A 19,180-nucleotide genomic window follows, 5' to 3' on the forward strand; every position below is an offset into this window, starting at 1 on the left:
ACCTCCCGCCGCATTTCTCGGCCGGGTCAGCGCGGCCGGCGTCGTCCACATCGTCTCTGCGTGGCCGTCCTCAACCCGGGATCGCTTCGTGAGCGCCGCTGTTCGCAGCCCCGATGGTGGTGCGGCGGCTGCTGACTTGTTAACGTGCAACAGGCGTGGTGGACAAGAGGAGGGTGCCGTGAGTCTGAGCCGGCGCACCCTCGCCCGCAATGCCGTCTGGGCGACACCGGTGCTACTCGTCGGCGCTGTTGCACCGGTCGCTGCCGCCTCGGGCGGCGGACCAGCGCCCAACTCCGATTCCAATTACTACTGGTCGGCCGAGTCGCAAGGCCACTTCACCCATCTGGAGCCCGCAGCCGGCCACTTGGAGTTCAACTACTCCACCCAGATCTCCTACAGGGCCGACCCCTACGTCGCCCCGCCGGAGAAGGCCTGTCTGCAGGTGACGATCATCTTCGATCAGCCGGTCACGTTGCAACTGCTGGTCACCACTGGCTGGGAACTACTCTCGCCAGCCGACAACGGCCCGGCGACGACCTTTGTCGTACAGGCCTGCCCGAGTGGTCAGGGCGGCGGGCTGTCGATGGAACTCATCGGCTCGCAAGAAGGGCCGATCACTGCGACCAGCACCATGACCCTCATCAACGGGGGTCGACCACCTGGAGCGACGTCGAGGACACCGCCTCGACCGATCTGATAGCCGGCCCGATGCTTGCCTAACCGGCAAGGAAAGCGCTCAGAGCCGCGGCGTACATCTCCTGGTCGGCCACGCCGGTCACCTCACGGATCGAGTGCATCGACAACATCGCCGCTCCGAAATCCACCGTCGTGACCCCGGTCAGCGCGGCGGTCATCGGCCCGACGGTCGAACCACACGGTAGGTCCGAGCGCACCACGAACTCCTGGCACGGCACGCCGGCCCGCGCGCAGGCCTCCTTGAACGCGGCCGCTCCGACGGCGTCGGTGGCGTAGCGCAGGTTGGTGTTGACCTTCAGGACCGGACCGCCGTCGATCGCGATCTGGTGCTGGGGCTCGTGGCGGTCGGCATAGTTGGGATGCGTGGCATGGGCCATATCCCCTGAAGCCACCGTGGAATTGGCCAGAGCGATGTGCAGGTCCTCACGCCGCCCGCCGAGCGTGAGCACGATGCGCTCCAGCACGGTGGTGAGCAAACTGGAGAAGGCTCCGCGCTCGGACATCGAGCCGATCTCCTCGTGATCGAACAGGGCGATCAGCGGAATCTGCTGCGGTGCGGCCGCGGCCGACGCGATCAGGGCGATCGTCGCGGCGTACGACGTGGCCAGGTTGTCCAACCGCCCGCTGGCGAGCAACTCCCGGTTGCGACCGATCAGCGCCGGTGGTTGCGCGTCATGAGTCATCGCGTCCCAGGCCAGCACGTCTTCGGGTTCTGCGTTGACCAACGAGGCGAGGTACGCCGCGAAGTCACCCGGCGTCGTACCCAGACCCCAGTGCGGGGCCAGGTGCGCCTGGGCGTTGAACTGCTCGCCTTCGCGCACGCTGCGATCCAGGTGGATGGCCAGCCGGGACACCCGCAGGATCGGGTTGTCCACCTGGAACAGCTCCTGGCGCGCGTTGCCGGCCTCGTCGCGTACCACGACCCGGCCCGACAACCCCAGGTCGCGGTCCAGCCAGCTGTTGATGATCGGCCCGCCGTACACCTCGACCCCGAGGAGTTGATGGCCGGCACGAGCGAAGTCCGGGCGCGGTTTGATCCGCAGGTTGGGGGAGTCGGTGTGAGCGCCGACGATCTTGAAACCCGTGGATGGATCGGACTGGCCCTCGCAGGACCATGCGACCAAGGAGCCGCCGCGGCGGATGAAGTAGCGACCGGGGTCGGTAGGCCAGACGTCGGCCTCGAGAAGTTCGACGAAACCGGCGACCTCCAGCAACCGTGCGCTGGAGCGGGCCGCGTGGAACGGCGAGGGCGAGTCGCGCAGGTACTCCAGGAGACCTTCGGTCGACATCCTCAGGCGTCCAGCTCGCCGGCGCTGGCGCGGACCTGCTCCAACCACGCGCTGCGTGCTTCGAGGGCATCCTGCAACTCTTTGACCTTCTTGTCGTTGCCCGCGGCGACCGCCTTGTCCAACTGTTTCTGCACGTCGGCCAGGCCCTTCTCCAACTGCTCCACCATCGAGCGGGCCCGGGCGGTGATCTCCGGGTCGGTGCGCTTCCACTTGCTCTGCTCGGCGTCCCGGACGGCCTGCTCGATGCGGCGCATGCCGCGCTCGATGCGGTCCATGTCCTTGCGCGGCACCTTGCCCGCGGCATCCCATGCGTCCTGAATCGGGCGCAGAGCAGCCTTAGCGGCGTCGACGTCCTTGACCTTGCCGTCGGCGGGCACGATCTTCTGTGCCTTGGCCAGTAGGTCCTCCTTCACCTTCAGGTTGGCCTCGAACTCCTCGTTCTCCGCCGCGACCACCGCGTCCTTGGCGCTGAAGAATGCGTCCTGGGCCGCCTTGAACTGCGCCCACAACGCGTCGTCCTCGGAGCGGGAGGCGCGACCGGCCTTCTTCCACTCGCCCATCAGGCGCTTGAACGCGCCCGCCGTTGCGTTCCAATCCGTTGAGGTGGACAGTTGCTGGGCTTCGGCGACCAGTTTGGTCTTGGTCTCCTTCGCGACGTTGTGCTCCTGGTCGAGTTTGGCGAAGAAGTTGCGCCGGGTCTTGTCGAACCCATTGCGGGCGTGACTGAACCGCGTCCACAGCGCGCTCTCCACGTCTTTGTCGAGGCGAGCCCCGCTGCGCTGGGCGGTCTTCCACTCATCCAACAGTTCGCGCATCCGGCTGGTCGCGGACTTCCACTGCATCCGCTCCGGAGCGGTGTTCGCCAGCGCCTCCGCCTCCACGACCAGCCTCTCGCGTTCCTCCGCAGCCTGCGCCTTGGCCGCAGCACGAGCCTCACCCTCGACCTGAGCCTTAACGGTCAACGCGGTGGCAATCTGCTCCACGATCCCGTCGAGCGCGGCGAGGTCCCCGACCACGTGCGCTTCCGCCACCTGGGCACGTAGAGCGGCGAGTTGCTGCTGGCCACTGCCAGTCGAGAGGTCGGTCTGCGTGACCCGCTGCAGCAGCAGGCGCGCGGATCCGGCCAATTCGTCGTACTTACGGGCGAAGAAGGCGATGGCTTCCTCAGCAGTCGCGTCCGGGTAGGTGCCGACCTCTCGCTCACCGTCCGGGGTGCGCACCATGACGACACCCTCGTCGGTCACCCGGCCGAACGACGCCGCATCGCTGGTGGGCGCCGCCGTGACCGTCGGCGCTGCTGCGGCGACCGGGGCAACACTCGCCGGGGACGGTCGGCGAGCAGGTGGCGTGGGCTTGGGAGCGTCGGGGGACATCGGATGACCTTTGTGTCGGTGACAGAGCGCCTGCGGGGTTTATCGGTTCCCCGCCGTCGTTCAGTCTAGGCGGCACGTGGCCGCGCTCACGTCGGTTGGGCCGGTGCGGTAGCGGCTAGGCTCGTGCACCGTGCTGCTCTCCGCGATCCCCGCCCCCGTCTTCGGGACCAACTGTTACGTCCTGGGCACCGGTAACGGGCAGGAGTGCGTCGTGGTCGATCCCGGGATCGGGGTCTACGAACCGCTGATGGATCTGCTGCGCGAGCACAAGCTCAAGCCGACCGCGGTGCTGCTGACACACGGTCATCTGGACCACACCTACAGCGTCACCCCCGTCTGCGGCGGCACCATCGGCGCCTACATCCACGCCGACGACCGCTACCGCCTGGTCGACCCGTTGGCCGAGGTCGGGCCGCAGTTGTTGATGGGTCTTGAGCAGCAGTTCGGGCAGCGTGCCACCTGGGCCGAGCCCGACGACGTACGCGAAATCGGTGACGGTCAGAGCCTCGAACTGGCCGGGCTCACCTTCGAGGTCCGACATGCGCCGGGCCACACCGAAGGCAGCGTGATCTTCGGTCTGGGCGTTGTCCCGGACCAGGTCGCCGACTCCGGTCTGGCCCGCACCGCCCTGTCCGGCGACGTGCTGTTCGCGGGGTCCATCGGGCGCACCGACCTTCCTGGTGGCTCCCACCCCGCGATGCTCGACTCGCTGCGCGACGTCGTGCTGCCGATGGCCGACGAGACCCTCGTCCTGCCCGGCCACGGCAGCGCAACGACCATGGCGAACGAACGCGCCACCAATCCGTATCTGCAAGACCTGTAAGGACTCTCATCACATGGCCACCAAGGTGACCCCCATCAGCGGCTTCCAGGAATGGTTGCCGGCCCAGCGCATCGCCGAGCAGTACGTGCTCGACACCATCCGCGAGGTGTTCGAACTGCACGGCTTCGCCTCGATCAACACCCGCGCGGTGGAACCGGTGGAGCGCCTGGCCGGTCAGGGCGAGGACGCCGACAAGGAGATCTACGGAGTACGTCGATTGGCCGCCGAGGCGGGCGAGCCCACTGAGCTGGGGCTGCACTTCGACCTGACCGTGCCCTTCAGCCGGTACGTCGTGGAGAACGCCGGGAAGCTGACCTTCCCCTTCCGGCGTTACCAGATCCAGCCGGCGTGGCGGGGGAGCGCCCGCAGCGGGGACGGTACCGCGAGTTCATCCAGGCCGACATCGACATCGTGGATACCGGCGAGCTGCCGTTCCACTACGAAGTCGAGTTGCCCCTGGTCATCGCCGACGTCTTCGGTCGGCTGCCGGTCGGTGAGTACGTGATCCTGGTCAACAACCGCAAGATCTGCGAGGGGTTCTACCTCGGCCTGGGGATCGAGGACGTGGTGCAGACCCTGCGCACGATCGACAAGCTGGACAAGATCGGCGCCGACGGCGTGAGCCGGGTGCTGGCAGAGGCGGGGCTCACCGACGAGCAGATCCGCCAGTGCCTGGCCCTGGCCGAGATCTCCAGCACCGACACCTCCTTCGCCGATGCGGTCCGCGCCCTGGGCGTGCAGCACCCGCTGCTGGAGGAGGGGTTGGAGCAGCTCACGGCGATCATGGCCGTCGCCGGGGAGTTGGCACCCGGCGTACTGCGAGCGGACCTGAAGATCGCCCGCGGGCTGGACTACTACACCGGCACGGTCTACGAGACGTTGCTGTTGCGCCAGCCGGAGTACGGCTCGATCTGCTCCGGTGGCCGGTACGACGCCCTGGCCTCTGACGGCAAGCGCACCTACCCGGGGGTCGGGATCTCGATCGGGGTTTCGCGGCTGCTCGGGCTACTGATCGGCGAGGAGGGCCTGACCGCCTCCCGGGAGACACCGGTCGCGGTTCTGGTCGCGGTGAACGACGAAGCGCAGCGGACCGATTCGATGCGGATCGCCACCGCGCTACGGGCCCGTGGGATCAACACCCTGGTGGCGCCCAAAGCGGCGAAGTTCGGCAAGCAGATCCAATTCGCCGACCGTCGTGGGATTCCGTTCGTGTGGTTCCCGGCGGCCGGCGGCGACGGGCAGGACCAGGTCAAGGACATTCGTAGCGGGCAGCAGGTCGACGCCGATGCAGCCTCCTGGACGCCGGTGCCGGCCGACCTGCGACCCGGCCTGGTCACCCCGGGGTCAATCGCCTGACACGCCGGCGACGGATCGGCGCAACCCCAGCTGCGCCAGTCGCAGGTCGGCCAGGCCGCGCACGGCAACCGGGTCACCGAGCCGCCAGGCGACGACCGGGTCGGGGTTGACGGCCAGCAGGGAGGCGGGCTTGGAGTTCTGCAACGCGTCCCAGGCCAGGAGAGCGTCGCCCCCAGGCATCTGCAGGCGCCGGCGCGCCACCGAGGCCCGGCGCACCCACGGCAGCCGCAGGCCCAGCCAGAGCATCACCGCCACGAACACCGCACTGAGCGCGATGGTGGCGGCCAGCAGCCAGCCGAGCCGGTCGATGGTGGTCGCGAAGGTCTCACCCGCGTCGCGGACACTGACACCGGCGCCCGCGGCGGACTGGAACGGCTCCTGCAAGCTGGACCCGACCAACGGGATGTCGCCGGCCTTCTGGGCCAACGAGCGCATCTGCTCATCGAACGTCGATCCGCCGTCCCGTAGCTGCCGCCCGGCTTCGCCCAGCTGACGCATCCGGGCCCCGATCATCCAGGCCAGCCAGCACAACACGACGGTCCAGACCAGCAGGAGGAAATCGGTGAGGATTTGGACGGTGCGCCGGGCGGGTGTGTTGGAGTACAGCGTCACGGGCGACCTCCGGTGAAGGCGGGGCCCGGACACGCCGGACCGGTTGTGGTGCGAACCTAGCGCAGCAGCGGCAACGGACAATGGGCAACGTGGTGACCCTCCTGGAACGCGCGGCCAACGGATGGCTGGACCATCTGCGTGTCGAGCGGGGCGTCTCGGTCCACACCTTGCGCGCCTACCGGCGGGATCTGGGCCGGTACGCCGAGTACCTCACCACCCGTGGGGTCAGCGATCCTGCGGCGGTCGCAGAGCGTGACATCAGCGACTTCCTGGCGGCGCTGCGCGAAGGGGACGCCGACCACCCGCCGCTGGCGCCCAGCAGCGCCGCGCGGACGCTGGTCGCAGTCCGCGGGTTCCATAAATTCCTGGCGCTGGAAGGCGAGGCGCAGCAGAACGTCGCGGCCGCCGTACAGCCCCTCGTCCGCCCGCCCGGCTGCCCAAGGCGATCAGCATCGACGACGTCGAACGATTGCTGTCGGCGGCCAGCACCGGCGACACACCCGCCGCGCTGCGCGATCGGGCGCTGCTGGAGTTGCTCTACGGCGTCGGCGCCCGGGTGAGCGAGGCGACCGGGTTGGACGTCGACGACGTGGACCTCGAGCAGGACCTGGTGCGGGTGTTCGGCAAGGGCGGCAAGGAGCGGCTGATCCCGTTGGGGCAGTATGCCAAAGAAGCCCTGATCGCCTACCTGGTGCGCTCTCGGCCCGTGCTGGTCGCTGCGGGCAAGGGCACGCCGGCGCTCTTCGTCAACCAGCGTGGGGGCCGGCTGTCCCGGCAGTCGGTGTGGAACATCATCCAGGCGTGCGGCCAGCGAGCCGACCTGAGCGCACACCTGAGCCCGCACACCCTGCGGCATTCCTTCGCCACGCATCTGCTGGACGGCGGCGCGGACGTGCGCGTCGTCCAGGAACTGCTCGGCCATGCGTCGGTGACGACGACGCAGATCTACACGATGGTCAGCGCCACCCACCTGCGGGAAGTGTTCGCGGCGGCTCATCCCCGAGCCCGGTGAGCCCGGGCCGTCTGCACTAGGGTTGAGGGCGATCGGCGCGACGCCGAACGATCACGACCCGGGAGTGTTGGTGTCCACGAAGGAGAAGCTCGGCCCGACCGGCCGCCCCCTACCGTCCTTCCCGATTCCGCGACCGCTGGCGCAGCACGGCCCGGCGCGGATCATCGCGATGTGCAACCAGAAGGGCGGCGTCGGCAAGACAACCAGCACGATCAATCTGGGTGCGGCCCTGGCCGAATACGGCCGCAAGGTGCTGCTGGTGGACTTCGACCCCCAGGGCGCGCTGTCGGTCGGCCTCGGCGTGCCGATCCACGAGTTGGAAACCACCGTCTACAACCTGCTGGTGGAGCGCGGCCACGACATCCACGACGTCATCCAGTCCACGAACACCCCCGGACTGGACGTCCTGCCGGCCAACATCGACCTGTCGGCGGCCGAGGTGCAACTGGTCAACGAGGTCGCACGCGAGATGGTGCTGGCCCGGGTGCTACGCCCGGTCACCGACGACTACGACGTCATCCTCATCGACTGCCAGCCCTCGCTGGGTCTGTTGACGGTCAACGCCCTGACCGCCGCCCACGGTGTGCTGATTCCCCTGGAGTGCGAGTTCTTCGCGATGCGCGGTGTGGCCCTGCTGATCGACACCATCGACAAGGTCACCGACCGGCTCAACCCGCGCCTGGAGATCGACGGGATTCTGGCCACGATGTACGACGGGCGCACCCTGCACAGCCGCGACGTGCTGGCTTCGGTGGTCGACCACTTCGGTGACAAGGTCTTCCACACCGTCATCGGTCGCACCGTGAAGTTCCCCGACGCGACCCTGGCCGCGCAGCCGATCACGGCGTACGCCTCCTCGCACGGGTCGGCGGAGGCCTACCGGCAGTTGGCCCGCGAACTGATCGCGCGCGGCGCAGCGGCGTGACCGAGACCGCCGGCGCACCGGCGCTCGCCGCAACGCAGCCGGCAGAGGTCTCACCTCCGCCCCCGGAGGCGGATACTCCCGGCGGGGTCATCACCCGGCGCGGTGCGGCACCCTTCCAGGTGCACCTGGACGTCTTCTCCGGACCGTTCGAGTTGCTGCTGGGGCTGATCTCCAAACACAAGCTCGACGTCACCGAAGTGGCCATCTCCCAGGTCACCGACGAGTTCATCGCCCACATCCGCGCCGGGCGGCAGGATTCGGCCTGGGACCTGGACCAGGCCTCGGAGTTCCTGCTGATCGCCGCCACGCTGCTGGACATCAAGGCGGCCTCGCTGCTGCCCGGTAGTGGGGACCTCGACGATGAGGACCTTGCGTTGATCGAGGCGCGGGACCTGCTGTTCGCACGGCTGCTGCAGTACCGCGCCTTCAAGGAGGTCGCCGCCTTCCTGGAAGAGCGATCGCGGGTGCACGGCCGCATGACCGCGCGGCAGGCCGGGCTGGAGGAGCAGTTCGCCTCGCTGCTACCGGAGTTGGTCATCACGATCACTCCGGAGCAGTTGGCCAAGATCGCGGCCCGCGCCCTGACACCCAAACCGGTGCCGGTCGTGGGGCTGGAACATCTGCATGCGCCGCAGGTGTCGGTGCGTGAGCAGGCGGCGATCGTCGTGGACCGGTTGCGAGAGGCTGGTACCGCATCGTTCCGGGACCTGGTGCGCGACGCGGACAGCACGCTGGTGATCGTGGCGCGGTTCCTGGCCCTGCTGGAGTTGTTCAAAGAAGCCGCGATCGCCTTCGAGCAGGAGGAGTCGCTCGGTGAGTTGACCGTGCGGTGGACCGGTCAGGAGGGCGCAGTGACGGTGAGTGCGGAATTCGACGAGGAAGACTCCGATTCGGCAGATCCGGCTCCGGCGCAGGACAATGGCACTCATGAGTGAGCTGGAGCAGGAGCAGACCCCGGCCCTCGACCTGACGTCGTTGCCGGGCGGTCGCCGCGCCGCCCTGGAGGCAGTGCTCATGGTGATCGACCAGCCGATCAGCGCCGCCGAACTCGCCGATGCCCTCGACCTCGACCCCTCCGATGTCGCCGCCGACCTGGAGGCGCTCGCGGCCGACTACGCCGACACCGACCGCGGTTTCGCCCTGCGCAGCATCAACGGCGGCTGGCGGATCTACAGCCGCGGCGACCTCGCTCCGGTCGTTGAGAAGTTCCTGCTCGACGGGCAGCAGGCCAAGCTGACCCAGGCGTCGCTGGAGACGCTCGCGGTCATCGCCTACCGGCAACCGGTCTCCCGGGCCCGGATCAGCGCCGTGCGCGGGGTGAACGTCGACGGTGTGGTGCGCACGCTGCTGACGCGCGGCCTGATCACCGAGGTGGGTGAGGACGGCGAAGGCGGCGCAACGCTCTACGGGACGACCACCTTCTTCCTGCAACGCATGGGGTTGTCCTCGCTGGACGACCTCCCGCCGCTGGCGCCCTACCTGCCGCCGGCCCACGTGATTGACGAACTGATCGAGCAAGGACACGGATGACGCCCCCGAAGAAGAAAGCAACCGGCGGCCGGGGCAAACCGGCCGGGCGCTCGTCTGCTCCCAAGCGCGGCGGCAAGCCCGCCGCGAAGAAGGCGCAGCAGCCTGCCAAGCCCAAGCAGTCCGCCAAGGACGTGCACGACCCCGACGGCGTCCGATTGCAGAAGCTGCTGGCTGCTGCCGGTGTCGGCAGCCGGCGCGCCTGCGAGGAACTCATCGTGGCCGGGCGGGTCATGGTCGACGACCAGGTGGTCACCGAGCTCGGCGTCCGCGTCGATCCCGACAAACAGGTCGTGCACGTCGACGGTGACCGGGTGCAACTGGATGCCTCCCGGGTCTACCTGGCCTTCAACAAGCCGCTCGGCGTCGTGTCGACCATGAGCGATGACCTGGGGCGCGACTCCGTGGGCCAGTTCGTCGACCAGCGCAAGGAGCGCCTCTTCCACGTGGGCCGGCTCGACGCCGACACCGAGGGCCTGCTGCTGCTCACCAACGACGGCGAGCTGGCCAACCGACTGCAACACCCGTCGTACGGCGTGCCGAAGGTTTACGTCGCGACGTTCCGCGGGCAGGCGCCCCGGGACATGGGCAAGCGGCTTCGTGAAGGAGTCGAGCTCGAGGACGGCGTGGTGAAGGTCGACTCGTTCCGGGTGGTCGATTCGACGCCGGGCTGGAGCATGGTCGAGGTCATCCTGCACGAAGGCCGCAAACACATCGTGCGCCGGATGCTGGAGTCCGTGGGCTTCCCCGTCGAGTCCCTGGTGCGCACCCAGGTCGGCGAGGTCCGCCTCGGCGAACTGCGTCCCGGAAAACTGCGACCGCTGACGAAGGCTGAGGTGGCCTCGCTCTACCGGGCGGCCGGGCTGTGAAGGTCCACGTCATCGGCACCGGCCTGATCGGTACCTCCATCGCGCTGGCCCTGACCCGGGTCGGCGATGACGTGACCCTCGAGGACCCTTCGCCGACCGCGGCGGCGCTGGCCGCGGATCTGGGTGCCGGCGTTGTCGCGCATCCTGAGCACCCGGACGTGGTCGTGGTCGCGGCACCGCCCGACGTCGCTGCGAAGGTCGTCGAACTCGCCCTGGTGACGTGGCCGCTCGCGGTGGTCACCGACGTCGCGTCGGTGAAGGGCGCGATCCTGTCGGACCTGGTGGCGTACGCCGAGGCCGACCTGTCCCGGTACGTCGGGTCCCATCCGATGGCTGGCAAGGAGCGTTCCGGAGCGGTTGCCGCACAGGCCGACCTCTTCGAAGGTCGCACCTGGGTCGTCTGCCCGGCACCGAAGTCCGCCGACTCCGCCGTCGACCTCGTAGCACGTCTTGCGGCGTCCACCGGAGCAGCCGTCGTGCAGATGCCGGCCGACGAGCACGACGCCGCGGTGGCTGCGGTGTCGCACGTGCCGCAACTGGCCGCCAGCCTGGTCGCCGCTCGACTACGAGAGCTGCCGGACGGCGCAATCGCCCTGTCCGGGCAGGGGATTCGCGATGTCACACGGATTGCGGCCAGTGATCCGTTGCTGTGGACCCAGATCCTGTCAGGCAACGCGGCAGCGATCGCGCCGGTCATCGACGACCTGGCTGAAGACCTGTCGCGCGTCGCGGAGGCGCTGCGGACCATCCTGGACGACAGCGACGGAACCGGCGCGCGCGGCGTACTCGCACGTGCCATCGCCGACGGCCAGCTGGGTCAGTCGCGGATCCCGGGCAAGCACGGTGCGGCGCCCACGGCGTACGCGACATGGACGGTGATCGTCCCCGACGAACCGGGCAGTCTGGCAAGGCTTTTCAACGACATCGGCGACGCGGGCATCAACCTGGAGGACCTGCGCCTTGAGCACGGCGTGGGCGCGAAGATCGGACTCGCGGAAGTCATGGTGCTGCCGGCGGTCGCCGACCGGCTCCGCGGCGTACTGGAAGAGAAGGGGTGGCGGGTCCATGACTGAGGGCCGACTGATTGTCGCGATCGACGGGCCCTCGGGCACCGGCAAATCGAGCGTTTCCAAGGAGGTTGCCCGGCGCCTCGGTATCGGCTACCTGGACACGGGGGCGATGTATCGCGCGGTGGCGTGGTGGGCACAACACGAGGGCATCGACCTGTCCGACCAGCCCGCGGTGGCGCAGGCTGCTGAGACCATTCCGTTGGTGATGGGCACCAACCCCGACGACCCGCGGGTCAGTGTTGACGACATCGCGATCGACCGGCAGATCCGGACCAGTGAGATCTCCGAGATGGTCTCGGCGGTGGCGACCAATCTGGCCGTTCGCTCGACGATGAAGAAACGGCAGCGGCGGCTCATCAACGAGATCGCCGAGGCCACCGGGGGAGTCGTGGCCGAGGGTCGCGACATCACGACCGTGGTCGCACCGTTTGCCGACGCCCGGATCCTGATGACGGCCAGTGAAGAGGTCCGGATGGGCCGGCGGTCCAAGGAGCTGGCGGTCGACGCCGAGGCGACCCGGGCGCAGATCGTCGAGCGGGACGCCAAGGACTCGACGGTTGCCCAGTTCCTCACGGCGGCAGACGGGGTCGTCACTGTCGACACGAGCGACCTTGACTTCGAGCAGTCCGTCGCGGCGGTGCTCGGAGCTATCGAGGCGAGTACCTCGGCCATCGCCGGACACTGACGATTTCGGAGCCTGCCCCGGGCCTGGGAGGATGGGCGGCATGACTGATCAGCCGCCCATCGACGAAGACGCCATTGGCAACGCCCTGCGCGTGGGCCTGGACGACTTCGAGTTGTCCGATGAGGACCGCGCTCTACTCGAGGCCGACGGCGCGGCGCCGGCCGCCGGTGAGGGCGGATACGCCCGCCCCGTCGTGGCGGTCATCGGGCGACCCAACGTGGGCAAGTCGACCTTGGTCAACCGGATCCTCGGTCGGCGCGAAGCCGTCGTGGAGGACGTCCCCGGGGTGACCCGCGACCGCGTGGCGTACGACGCGGAGTGGTCAGGGCACGACTTCACCCTGGTCGACACCGGTGGCTGGGAGGTGGACGCGTCCGGCATCCATCTGCGGGTGGCCGAACAGGCCGAGGTCGCTATCGAGCTCGCCGACGCCGTGCTCTTCGTGGTGGACGCAACCGTCGGCGCGACCGACACCGACGAGGCGGTCGTGAAGCTGCTGCGCCGGGCCAAGAAGCCAGTCATCCTGATCGCGAACAAGGTCGACGACCAGCGCACCGAAGCCGACGCGGCGATGTTGTGGTCGCTCGGTCTCGGCGAGCCCTACCCGGTCTCGGCGATCCATGGACGCGGCATGAACGACGCGCTGGACGCGCTGTTGGAGGTGCTGCCGGACAAGTCCGCGGTCAGCGATGCCTACCCCCGCGGCGGCCCGCGCCGGGTCGCCCTGGTCGGGCGACCCAACGTGGGCAAGTCCTCGTTGCTGAACAAGCTGGCGGGGAGGACCGTGTGGTCGTCGACAACGTGGCCGGTACGACGCGTGACCCGGTTGACGAGTTGATCGAGTTGGGCGGCAAGCAGTGGCGATTCGTCGACACGGCCGGTATCCGCCGCCGGGTCCATCAGACCCGCGGTGCGGACTTCTACGCCTCACTGCGCACGCAGGCGGCCATCGAAAAGGCTGAGGTAGCCGTTGTCCTGATTGACATCGAGGAACGGATCACCGAGCAGGACATCCGCGTTCTGCAGCAGGTCGTGGACGCCGGACGCGCCCTGGTCATCGGATACAACAAATGGGACCTGATGGACGAGGAGCGGCGCTACTACCTCGAGCGGGAGATCGAGCGCGAGCTGGTCCAGCTGTCGTGGGCGCCGCGGGTGAACCTCTCGGCCAAGACCGGCCGGCACGTGGACCGCTTGGTGCCGGCGTTGGAGCTTGCGCTGGACTCCTGGGACACGCGTATCCCGACGGGGCGACTGAACGCCTTTCTCGGCGAAATCGTTGCGGCGCAACCGCATCCGGTGCGCAGTGGCAAGCAGCCGCGGATCCTGTTCGCAACCCAGGCCTCAACGAGGCCGCCGCGTTTCGTGCTGTTCGCCTCGGGTTTCATCGAGGCCGGCTATCGCCGGTTCCTCGAGCGCCGGTTGCGTGAAGAGTTCGGGTTCGAGGGCACGCCGATCGAGGTGTCGGTGCGGGTGCGCGAGAAGCGCCGCCGTTAGTCGCGCTGCCGCCGGTCGTAGATCACGACCACCACAGCCGCGGCGAGCACACCGAGGGCGGTGTCGAGCGCACGCTCGGTGAGCAACGACTTCGGATCGGTCGGTGCGGCCAGTTCGACCATCAGTAACGCCAGCGGGGTCACGAAGAGCATTGCGATCGCGTAGTTGCGCGCGATGAAGAGCTCGGCGCCGACCTGGCAGGCGATGGCGATCAGGATCGCCACGAGGGGTGAGGGTGCAGCCAGAGCAGGAATGCCGCGATCAGCACGCCGCCGAGGGTGCCGACGAACCGTTGCAGTCCCCGCCGTAGCCGGATCTCCACGTGCGAACCGCCCGCCACGGCGACACCGGCCACGGCGCCCCAGTACCAGCGCCCGTGGCCGAGCGCAGCGGTCAGGGTGCCTCCGGCCAGTGCCGTTGCACCGGAGAGCCACGCCTGGTTGATGGCGCGTTTGGCCGACAAGGGGTCGGCGGGTTCGTAGCGCTCGCGCAGGCCGCCGCGCGCGGCGGCGAGGACGGTGGTGACCGCCAGGCTGAACAGGGCCGCGCCGCCGCCGGCGATGGCCAGATGAGCGTAAGTGCTGGCGTCGGCGGGGATGCTGGCTGTGGCCCCGCCGGCGAACACCACGAACAGGCCGCCGGGTGGATGCCAGCGCAACCGGCCGGCGAGGGCTGCGCCGATGGTGGCCATGACGGCTACCGCCACGATGCGCAACCACGTCGGCGCACCCAGCACGCTGAGCGTCGTACCGGCAGTCATGGCTGCCAACAACGAGAGCGCGGCTTGGACCTGCATGACGATGCGCTCGACGTACCCCTCGAAGCGCCCGTAGAGCGAGGTGAACGCCCCGAAACTGGCGTAAAGACCCAATTCGATGTGCCCGGTGGCCCAGCACACCAGCAGCGGCACGCCGACGGAAACGGCCACGCGCACGACCGCGCGCCAGGTGCCGTCCGAGGGTGCGATCTGGGCTGCATCGCGCAGCAAACGGCGGGGTTGGGTCACGTTGATCGATCGTACGGCGCCCGCGGGCCGGGCCGTGTCCGGAGCACTGCCTGCGGGACGGTAGAGTATCTGCTCGTGCCGGGATACCGGCGCAAACGGGCTGTAGCGCAGTTTGGTAGCGCACCTGACTGGGGGTCAGGGGGTCGCAGGTTCAAATCCTGTCAGCCCGACCGTGTGATGTCTCGGGACATCGAAATAGTCCGAACCTACAAACGTAGGTTCGGACTATTTCTGTTGTGGGGTTGGGCCGATCCACCATGTGGCGACCTTCAGCTCGGCCCGGCGGGTTCGAGCATCCAGGGGGTGCTGGAGGTAGAGCGAAGCCGCGCCGGTGCACAGGGACCGCACATATCGTGACCGCGCCGCCGCTTGGCGCCATTGGCTGGATCGGCACGAGCACAGCAATGACGGCGGATGGCTCATGCAGGCCAAGAAGGCCACAATCGAGCCAACCTCGTTGCGGTACGACAAGGCGCTGGAAAAGGCGCTGTGCAGCGTCGTGACCATTCCGAGGGAGCAATCACGTACGGCGCGGTGCATCAAACGGGTAGCCGACCTAGCCGCCGGGCGCGCGCCGTGCCCGCAGTAGCCCGCCAAGGGGCAGGTGCGCGCACGAGTCTCCTCACGGCGTATCACCCGCGATGAGCCAGGCGGCGGTGTCTGCGGGTAGCTCCGGGCCAGTTGCGTTGTCCGAGCGCAGGATTGGGCGACCTGGTGGCACGGCCACAGCGGACTCGCCGAGGTTGACGATGCACTGCCAGCCGCTCGACCGTTCGAAGTGCAAGACGGACGGATCACTCGGGATCCAGCGAAGGTCGTTGTCGGCATCACGGATCAGGGAACGACGCAGGTGCACGGCCGAGCGATACAGACGCAACGTGCTGTCGGGATCCGCTGTCTGAGTCTCGACCGAGAAGTCGGCGAACCACGACGGTTGCGGCAACCACGCACCGTCGGAGCCGAACCCGAAGGACGGGCCAGTTGTCCTCCAGGGCAGCGGAACCCGGCAACCGTCGCGGCCCTTGGTCAGGTGGTCGGTGCGGTCCCAGGTGGGATCTTGCAACGCCTCGTGCGGAAGGTTGGCCACCTCCAGCAGACCTAGTTCTTCGCCTTGGTAGAGGTAGGCGGACCCTGGAAGCGAAAGCATCAACAGCGCGGCGGCGCGGGCCCTGCGGAGGGCCACGAGCGGCGAGACCGGGGGAGTGGTCCCGTCGGTCATCAACCAGGCGTCGAGATCGGTGCCCACGGGCAGTGCCAGGCGGCTAGCGTGCCGCGGGACGTCGTGGTTGGACAGCACCCAGCTGAGTGCTCCGCCGACCTCGCGATGGGAAGCCACGGAGGTGTCGATCACTTCCCTGAACGCCGCCGGATCCCACTGGGACTTCAACAGCGAGAAGTCGAAGACCTGGCCGAGTTCGTCCGGTCGAGCGTAGAGATACGTGCGGGAGTTGCTCGGGGACCAGGTCTCGGCCACGGCCATTTTCGGTGGGTCGTAGCTATCGAACAGGCGGCGCCACTCCCGATAGATCTCGTGCACCTCGTCGCGGTCATACAGCGGGTCACTGCCGTCGAGAGGCAGGTTGCGATCCAGTGTGGGCTGACTGCGCAGCGGTTGACGGAGATCCTTGGCCAGGCTGTGAGCAACGTCGACCCGAAAGCCGTCGACGCCGCAGTCGGCCCAGAACCGCAACGTCTCCAGGAAATCCTCGCGCACCTGCGGGTTAGCCCAGTTAAGGTCTGGTTGCTCCCGCGCGAACAGGTGCAAATACCACTGGCCGTCGCCGACGGGCTCCCAGGCGCTCCCACCGAAGTGAGACATCCAGTCCGACGGCGGTTGCGAGGAATCGGGCCCCAGTCCGTCGACGAAAACATAACGGTCCCGCTCCGGTGAGCCCGCCGGAGCCGCCAACGCTGCCTGGAACCAGGGGTGGGCGACCGAGGTGTGGTTGGGCACGATGTCGACGATGATCCGGATCTGCCGGTGGTGGGCGGCATTGACCAGCGCCCGGAACTGTGACAGGTCCCCGAGCCGCGGATCGACATCGCGGTGATCGGCGATGTCGTATCCGCCGTCGGCCAGCGGCGAGGGGTAGAACGGGCTCAACCAGAGTGCGTCCACTCCGAGATCACACAGATAGTCCAGACGGGCGATGACACCGGCCAGGTCGCCGATGCCATCGCCGTTGCCGTCGGCGAAGCTGCGCGGATAGATCTGGTAGATCACCGCTGTGCGCCACCAGTGCGGATCGGTGGGAACGGAGGTCAAAGGGTTCACGGGGGCCTATCCCTTGACGGCGCCCTGGAGCAGCGCCTGGGTGAACTGCTTCTGCAGGAGCAGGAAGACGATGATGGTTGGCGCCATCAGCAGCAGCGCTCCGGCGTTCAGCAGCACCACATCGGTGCTGTAGCGAGACTGGAACGCCTGCAGCGCGCCGGCCATCGTCCGCTTGTTCGGGTCGTTGATCAGGACCAACGGCAACAGGAACTGGTTCCAGGTGGATAGGAACATCAGCAGGGCCAGGGACGCCAATGAAGGACGAGCCAACGGCAGGTGGATCCGCCAGAACGCTGTCCACGCACCAGCGCCGTCGACCTGCGCCGCTTCAGACAACTCCTCTGGGGCCGTCGTGAAATAGGCGCGCATCCAGAAGATGGCGAACGGCATGTTGAGCCCGATCAGCGGCAGGATCAGGCCCAGTTGACTGTCCAGGAGGCCGAGGCCCTTGATCTGCTGGTAGAGCGGGACGATGACGACTTCGAAGGGCAACGTCAGCGTCAGGAGCAACAGCAGGTAGAACCACTTGCCGAGCGGGATGCGCAACAGAGTGATCGCGTAGGCCGCCATTGCCGCGATCAGCACCGAGATCGGAACGACCCCGAGCACGATGATGATGCTCGACTTGAGCAGCGTCGTGATGTTGGCGATGTTGAAGGCATCCACGAAGTTGTGCCACTGCGGATGCGCGGGCCAACTCAACCCGGAGGGGAAGCTGCCCTGGGGAGCCAGTGCCGCGGTGAGCATGCTGATCAGTGGGATCACGGAGTACAGACCTGCGACGACGATCAGGATGATGCCGGGCAGCCGCGAGCGCAGTGTTCGGGTATTCATGTCAGTCCTCCCGGAAGAGCCGTTGCAGCGGTACGACGATGGCGACGACGATGATGGACAGCACTACGGCTAGGGCTGCGCCGGCGCCGACTTGGTTGGCGGTGAAGGCCAGGTTGTACACCTGGACGCCGGGGACCATGGTCTGGTTGCCGGGCCCGCCCTGCGTCGCCAGATATACGACGTCGAAGCTGGCCAGCGCCGAAATGATGGTGACCGTGATGCAGACGCCGATCTCCTGACGAAGCCCCGGCAGGGTGACGCCGCGGAACTGCTGGATCGCGTTGGCTCCGTCCAATCGTGCTGCCTCATAGAGAGATCCGTCGATCTTGCCGATGCCTGACATGAGCAAGAGCGTGCAAAACCCGGTCTGCAGCCAGGTGCCGATGAAGCCAACCGCGGTGAGTGCCCAGGTGTAATCACCCAGCCAGGGACGGGCGATGGAGCCCAGGCCGATGAGGTGCAGGATCTGGTTGACTGCTCCGTCACTGGAGTACATCCAGACCCATGCCACACCGGCGGCAGCACCGGGAATGATCTGGGGCAGGAAGAGCAGAGTGCGCGACAGGGCACCGGTGAAGCGACCCCTGATCTCACGCATCGTGGCCGCCGCGATCAGACCGAACACCACCGGGATGAAGCTGTAGAAGATCACCAGGTAGAAGGCGTGCAACAGCGAGGACCTCAGGTCCGGATCGGTGAAGACCGCGGTGTAGTTCTTCAGCCCGACCCACGTGCTGGCTCCGATGCCATCCCAGTCGAAGAACGAGTACTGCACGCTCGCAACGATCGGTCGGAGGTCGAACATGACGTAGAACAGCAGCGCGGGAAGGGCGAAGAGCCAACCGCGCCAGCGACGCGGGCCATTGCGACCGCGGCTGCGGCCGAAGGTCAAAGCCGACCGGGATCGCTTGGCGGTCGCGGTGTTCGCGGTGCCGATCGCCGCCGGCTCCATCTCGGACATGTCAGGCGTTCGCCGACTTGGCGAATGTTGATTGCAGCGTGGTGACCACGGCGTCCGCGGTGGTCTTGCCGGCGAACAGATTCTGCAGCTGTGCCGTCTCGGCCACCGTCATGTCCTTCGTCGCGTTCTGCAACCAGCTGGAGAAGCCGTTGCCCTTGGCGATCGCGGAGTAACCGGCCTGGATCTGGTCGGTCGCGCTCATACTCATCGTCAGGGTCTTGCTGTTGCTGTCCGCGATTGCGCTGGGGTAGCCGTTCTTGGAGGCGACAGCAGCGGCTTCGGGTGTGGTGAGCCAGTTGAGGAAAAGCGCGGCGGCGTCCTTCTGGGAGGACTTCGCGGCGATTGCGTACGCCAACTGGTTGCCGGTCAT

The 19,180-nt window shown here is 67.8% G+C and carries 17 protein-coding genes, 1 tRNA gene and 4 pseudogenes; 14 read left to right on the forward strand and 8 right to left on the reverse strand.

Annotated elements, in window-relative coordinates; translation table 11 throughout:
* The first annotated feature begins 178 nt into the window (after nucleotides 1–178).
* Nucleotides 179–697, forward strand: a complete 519-nt coding sequence (locus tag ACFQBT_RS07520; protein ID WP_377821639.1) for a hypothetical protein — start codon at nucleotides 179–181, stop codon at nucleotides 695–697.
* 19 nt (nucleotides 698–716) lie between these two features.
* Here ACFQBT_RS07520 and ACFQBT_RS07525 read toward each other — a convergent pair whose 3' ends face one another.
* Both ACFQBT_RS07525 and ACFQBT_RS07530 read right to left on the reverse strand, forming a co-directional pair.
* Entirely contained in the window at nucleotides 717–1,985 is a 1,269-nt protein-coding gene (locus tag ACFQBT_RS07525) for a M18 family aminopeptidase (RefSeq protein ID WP_377821642.1), read from the reverse strand.
* A gap of 2 nt (nucleotides 1,986–1,987) precedes the next feature.
* Nucleotides 1,988–3,358, reverse strand: a complete 1,371-nt coding sequence (locus tag ACFQBT_RS07530; protein WP_377821644.1) for a DUF349 domain-containing protein — start codon at nucleotides 3,356–3,358, stop codon at nucleotides 1,988–1,990.
* A gap of 130 nt (nucleotides 3,359–3,488) precedes the next feature.
* Between ACFQBT_RS07530 and ACFQBT_RS07535 the strand changes: the two genes are divergently transcribed.
* Entirely contained in the window at nucleotides 3,489–4,181 is a 693-nt protein-coding gene (locus ACFQBT_RS07535; protein WP_377821646.1) for an MBL fold metallo-hydrolase, read from the forward strand.
* 13 nt (nucleotides 4,182–4,194) lie between these two features.
* A pseudogene (gene hisS / locus ACFQBT_RS07540) lies at nucleotides 4,195–5,537 on the forward strand (histidine--tRNA ligase).
* Here the strand turns inward: hisS and ACFQBT_RS07545 are convergent.
* Nucleotides 5,526–6,149, reverse strand: a complete 624-nt coding sequence (locus ACFQBT_RS07545) for a hypothetical protein (RefSeq protein ID WP_377821648.1) — start codon at nucleotides 6,147–6,149, stop codon at nucleotides 5,526–5,528. The pseudogene hisS and the gene ACFQBT_RS07545 sit on opposite strands and share 12 nt — an antisense overlap.
* Before the next feature lie 80 nt (nucleotides 6,150–6,229).
* On the opposite strand from ACFQBT_RS07545, the pseudogene xerD reads away from it, so the two are divergent.
* From xerD to ACFQBT_RS07590, 9 genes and pseudogenes are all read left to right on the forward strand, one after another.
* Nucleotides 6,230–7,161 (forward strand): annotated as a pseudogene (gene xerD / locus ACFQBT_RS07550) (site-specific tyrosine recombinase XerD).
* A gap of 31 nt (nucleotides 7,162–7,192) precedes the next feature.
* On the forward strand, nucleotides 7,193–8,086 hold the full coding sequence (locus ACFQBT_RS07555) for a ParA family protein (protein ID WP_377825400.1): 894 nt from the start codon (nucleotides 7,193–7,195) through the stop codon (nucleotides 8,084–8,086).
* Nucleotides 8,083–9,021, forward strand: coding sequence for a segregation and condensation protein A (locus ACFQBT_RS07560; RefSeq protein ID WP_377821650.1), 939 nt, complete (start codon nucleotides 8,083–8,085; stop codon nucleotides 9,019–9,021). Before ACFQBT_RS07555 ends, ACFQBT_RS07560 begins: the two co-directional genes overlap by 4 nt.
* Nucleotides 9,014–9,616 carry an SMC-Scp complex subunit ScpB gene (gene scpB / locus ACFQBT_RS07565; protein WP_377821652.1) on the forward strand — a complete coding sequence of 201 codons (603 nt, stop codon included), beginning with the start codon at nucleotides 9,014–9,016 and terminating at the stop codon, nucleotides 9,614–9,616. Before ACFQBT_RS07560 ends, scpB begins: the two co-directional genes overlap by 8 nt.
* Nucleotides 9,613–10,482, forward strand: coding sequence for a pseudouridine synthase (locus ACFQBT_RS07570; protein ID WP_377821654.1), 870 nt, complete (start codon nucleotides 9,613–9,615; stop codon nucleotides 10,480–10,482). Before scpB ends, ACFQBT_RS07570 begins: the two co-directional genes overlap by 4 nt.
* Nucleotides 10,479–11,555 carry a prephenate dehydrogenase gene (locus ACFQBT_RS07575; protein WP_377821655.1) on the forward strand — a complete coding sequence of 359 codons (1,077 nt, stop codon included), beginning with the start codon at nucleotides 10,479–10,481 and terminating at the stop codon, nucleotides 11,553–11,555. Before ACFQBT_RS07570 ends, ACFQBT_RS07575 begins: the two co-directional genes overlap by 4 nt.
* The gene (gene cmk, locus ACFQBT_RS07580; protein ID WP_377821656.1) at nucleotides 11,548–12,237 is read left to right on the forward strand and encodes a (d)CMP kinase; all 690 of its coding nucleotides are present in this window, start codon (nucleotides 11,548–11,550) and stop codon (nucleotides 12,235–12,237) included. Before ACFQBT_RS07575 ends, cmk begins: the two co-directional genes overlap by 8 nt.
* Nucleotides 12,238–12,277: 40 nt before the next feature.
* A pseudogene (gene der, locus ACFQBT_RS07585) lies at nucleotides 12,278–13,389 on the forward strand (ribosome biogenesis GTPase Der); the annotation flags it as partial.
* Nucleotides 13,390–13,434: 45 nt separating this feature from the next.
* Nucleotides 13,435–13,734 carry a hypothetical protein gene (locus tag ACFQBT_RS07590; RefSeq protein ID WP_377825402.1) on the forward strand — a complete coding sequence of 100 codons (300 nt, stop codon included), beginning with the start codon at nucleotides 13,435–13,437 and terminating at the stop codon, nucleotides 13,732–13,734.
* Here ACFQBT_RS07590 and ACFQBT_RS07595 read toward each other — a convergent pair.
* A pseudogene (locus ACFQBT_RS07595) lies at nucleotides 13,731–14,530 on the reverse strand (FUSC family protein). The gene ACFQBT_RS07590 and the pseudogene ACFQBT_RS07595 sit on opposite strands and share 4 nt — an antisense overlap.
* A 306-nt stretch (nucleotides 14,531–14,836) precedes the next feature.
* Here ACFQBT_RS07595 and ACFQBT_RS07600 point away from each other — a divergent pair.
* A tRNA-Pro gene (locus ACFQBT_RS07600) sits at nucleotides 14,837–14,910 on the forward strand.
* 251 nt (nucleotides 14,911–15,161) lie between these two features.
* On the forward strand, nucleotides 15,162–15,329 hold the full coding sequence (locus ACFQBT_RS07605; protein WP_377821657.1) for a hypothetical protein: 168 nt from the start codon (nucleotides 15,162–15,164) through the stop codon (nucleotides 15,327–15,329).
* A 33-nt stretch (nucleotides 15,330–15,362) separates the two neighbouring features.
* On the opposite strand, the gene ACFQBT_RS07610 is transcribed toward ACFQBT_RS07605, so the two are convergent.
* From ACFQBT_RS07610 to ACFQBT_RS07625, 4 genes are read right to left on the reverse strand one after another with little or no spacing between them, the layout of a single operon-like run.
* The gene (locus tag ACFQBT_RS07610) at nucleotides 15,363–17,015 is read right to left on the reverse strand and encodes a glycoside hydrolase family 13 protein (protein WP_377821659.1); all 1,653 of its coding nucleotides are present in this window, start codon (nucleotides 17,013–17,015) and stop codon (nucleotides 15,363–15,365) included.
* 6 nt (nucleotides 17,016–17,021) lie between these two features.
* Entirely contained in the window at nucleotides 17,022–17,849 is an 828-nt protein-coding gene (locus tag ACFQBT_RS07615) for a carbohydrate ABC transporter permease (protein WP_377821661.1), read from the reverse strand.
* 1 nt (nucleotide 17,850) lies between these two features.
* On the reverse strand, nucleotides 17,851–18,810 hold the full coding sequence (locus ACFQBT_RS07620; RefSeq protein WP_377821663.1) for a carbohydrate ABC transporter permease: 960 nt from the start codon (nucleotides 18,808–18,810) through the stop codon (nucleotides 17,851–17,853).
* Nucleotide 18,811: 1 nt separating this feature from the next.
* Nucleotides 18,812–19,180 carry a type 2 periplasmic-binding domain-containing protein gene (locus tag ACFQBT_RS07625; protein WP_377821665.1) on the reverse strand — a complete coding sequence of 123 codons (369 nt, stop codon included), beginning with the start codon at nucleotides 19,178–19,180 and terminating at the stop codon, nucleotides 18,812–18,814.

Source organism: Branchiibius cervicis, from assembly GCF_042661605.1.
In the GTDB taxonomy this organism is placed as follows: Bacteria; Actinomycetota; Actinomycetes; order Actinomycetales; family Dermatophilaceae; genus Branchiibius; species Branchiibius cervicis.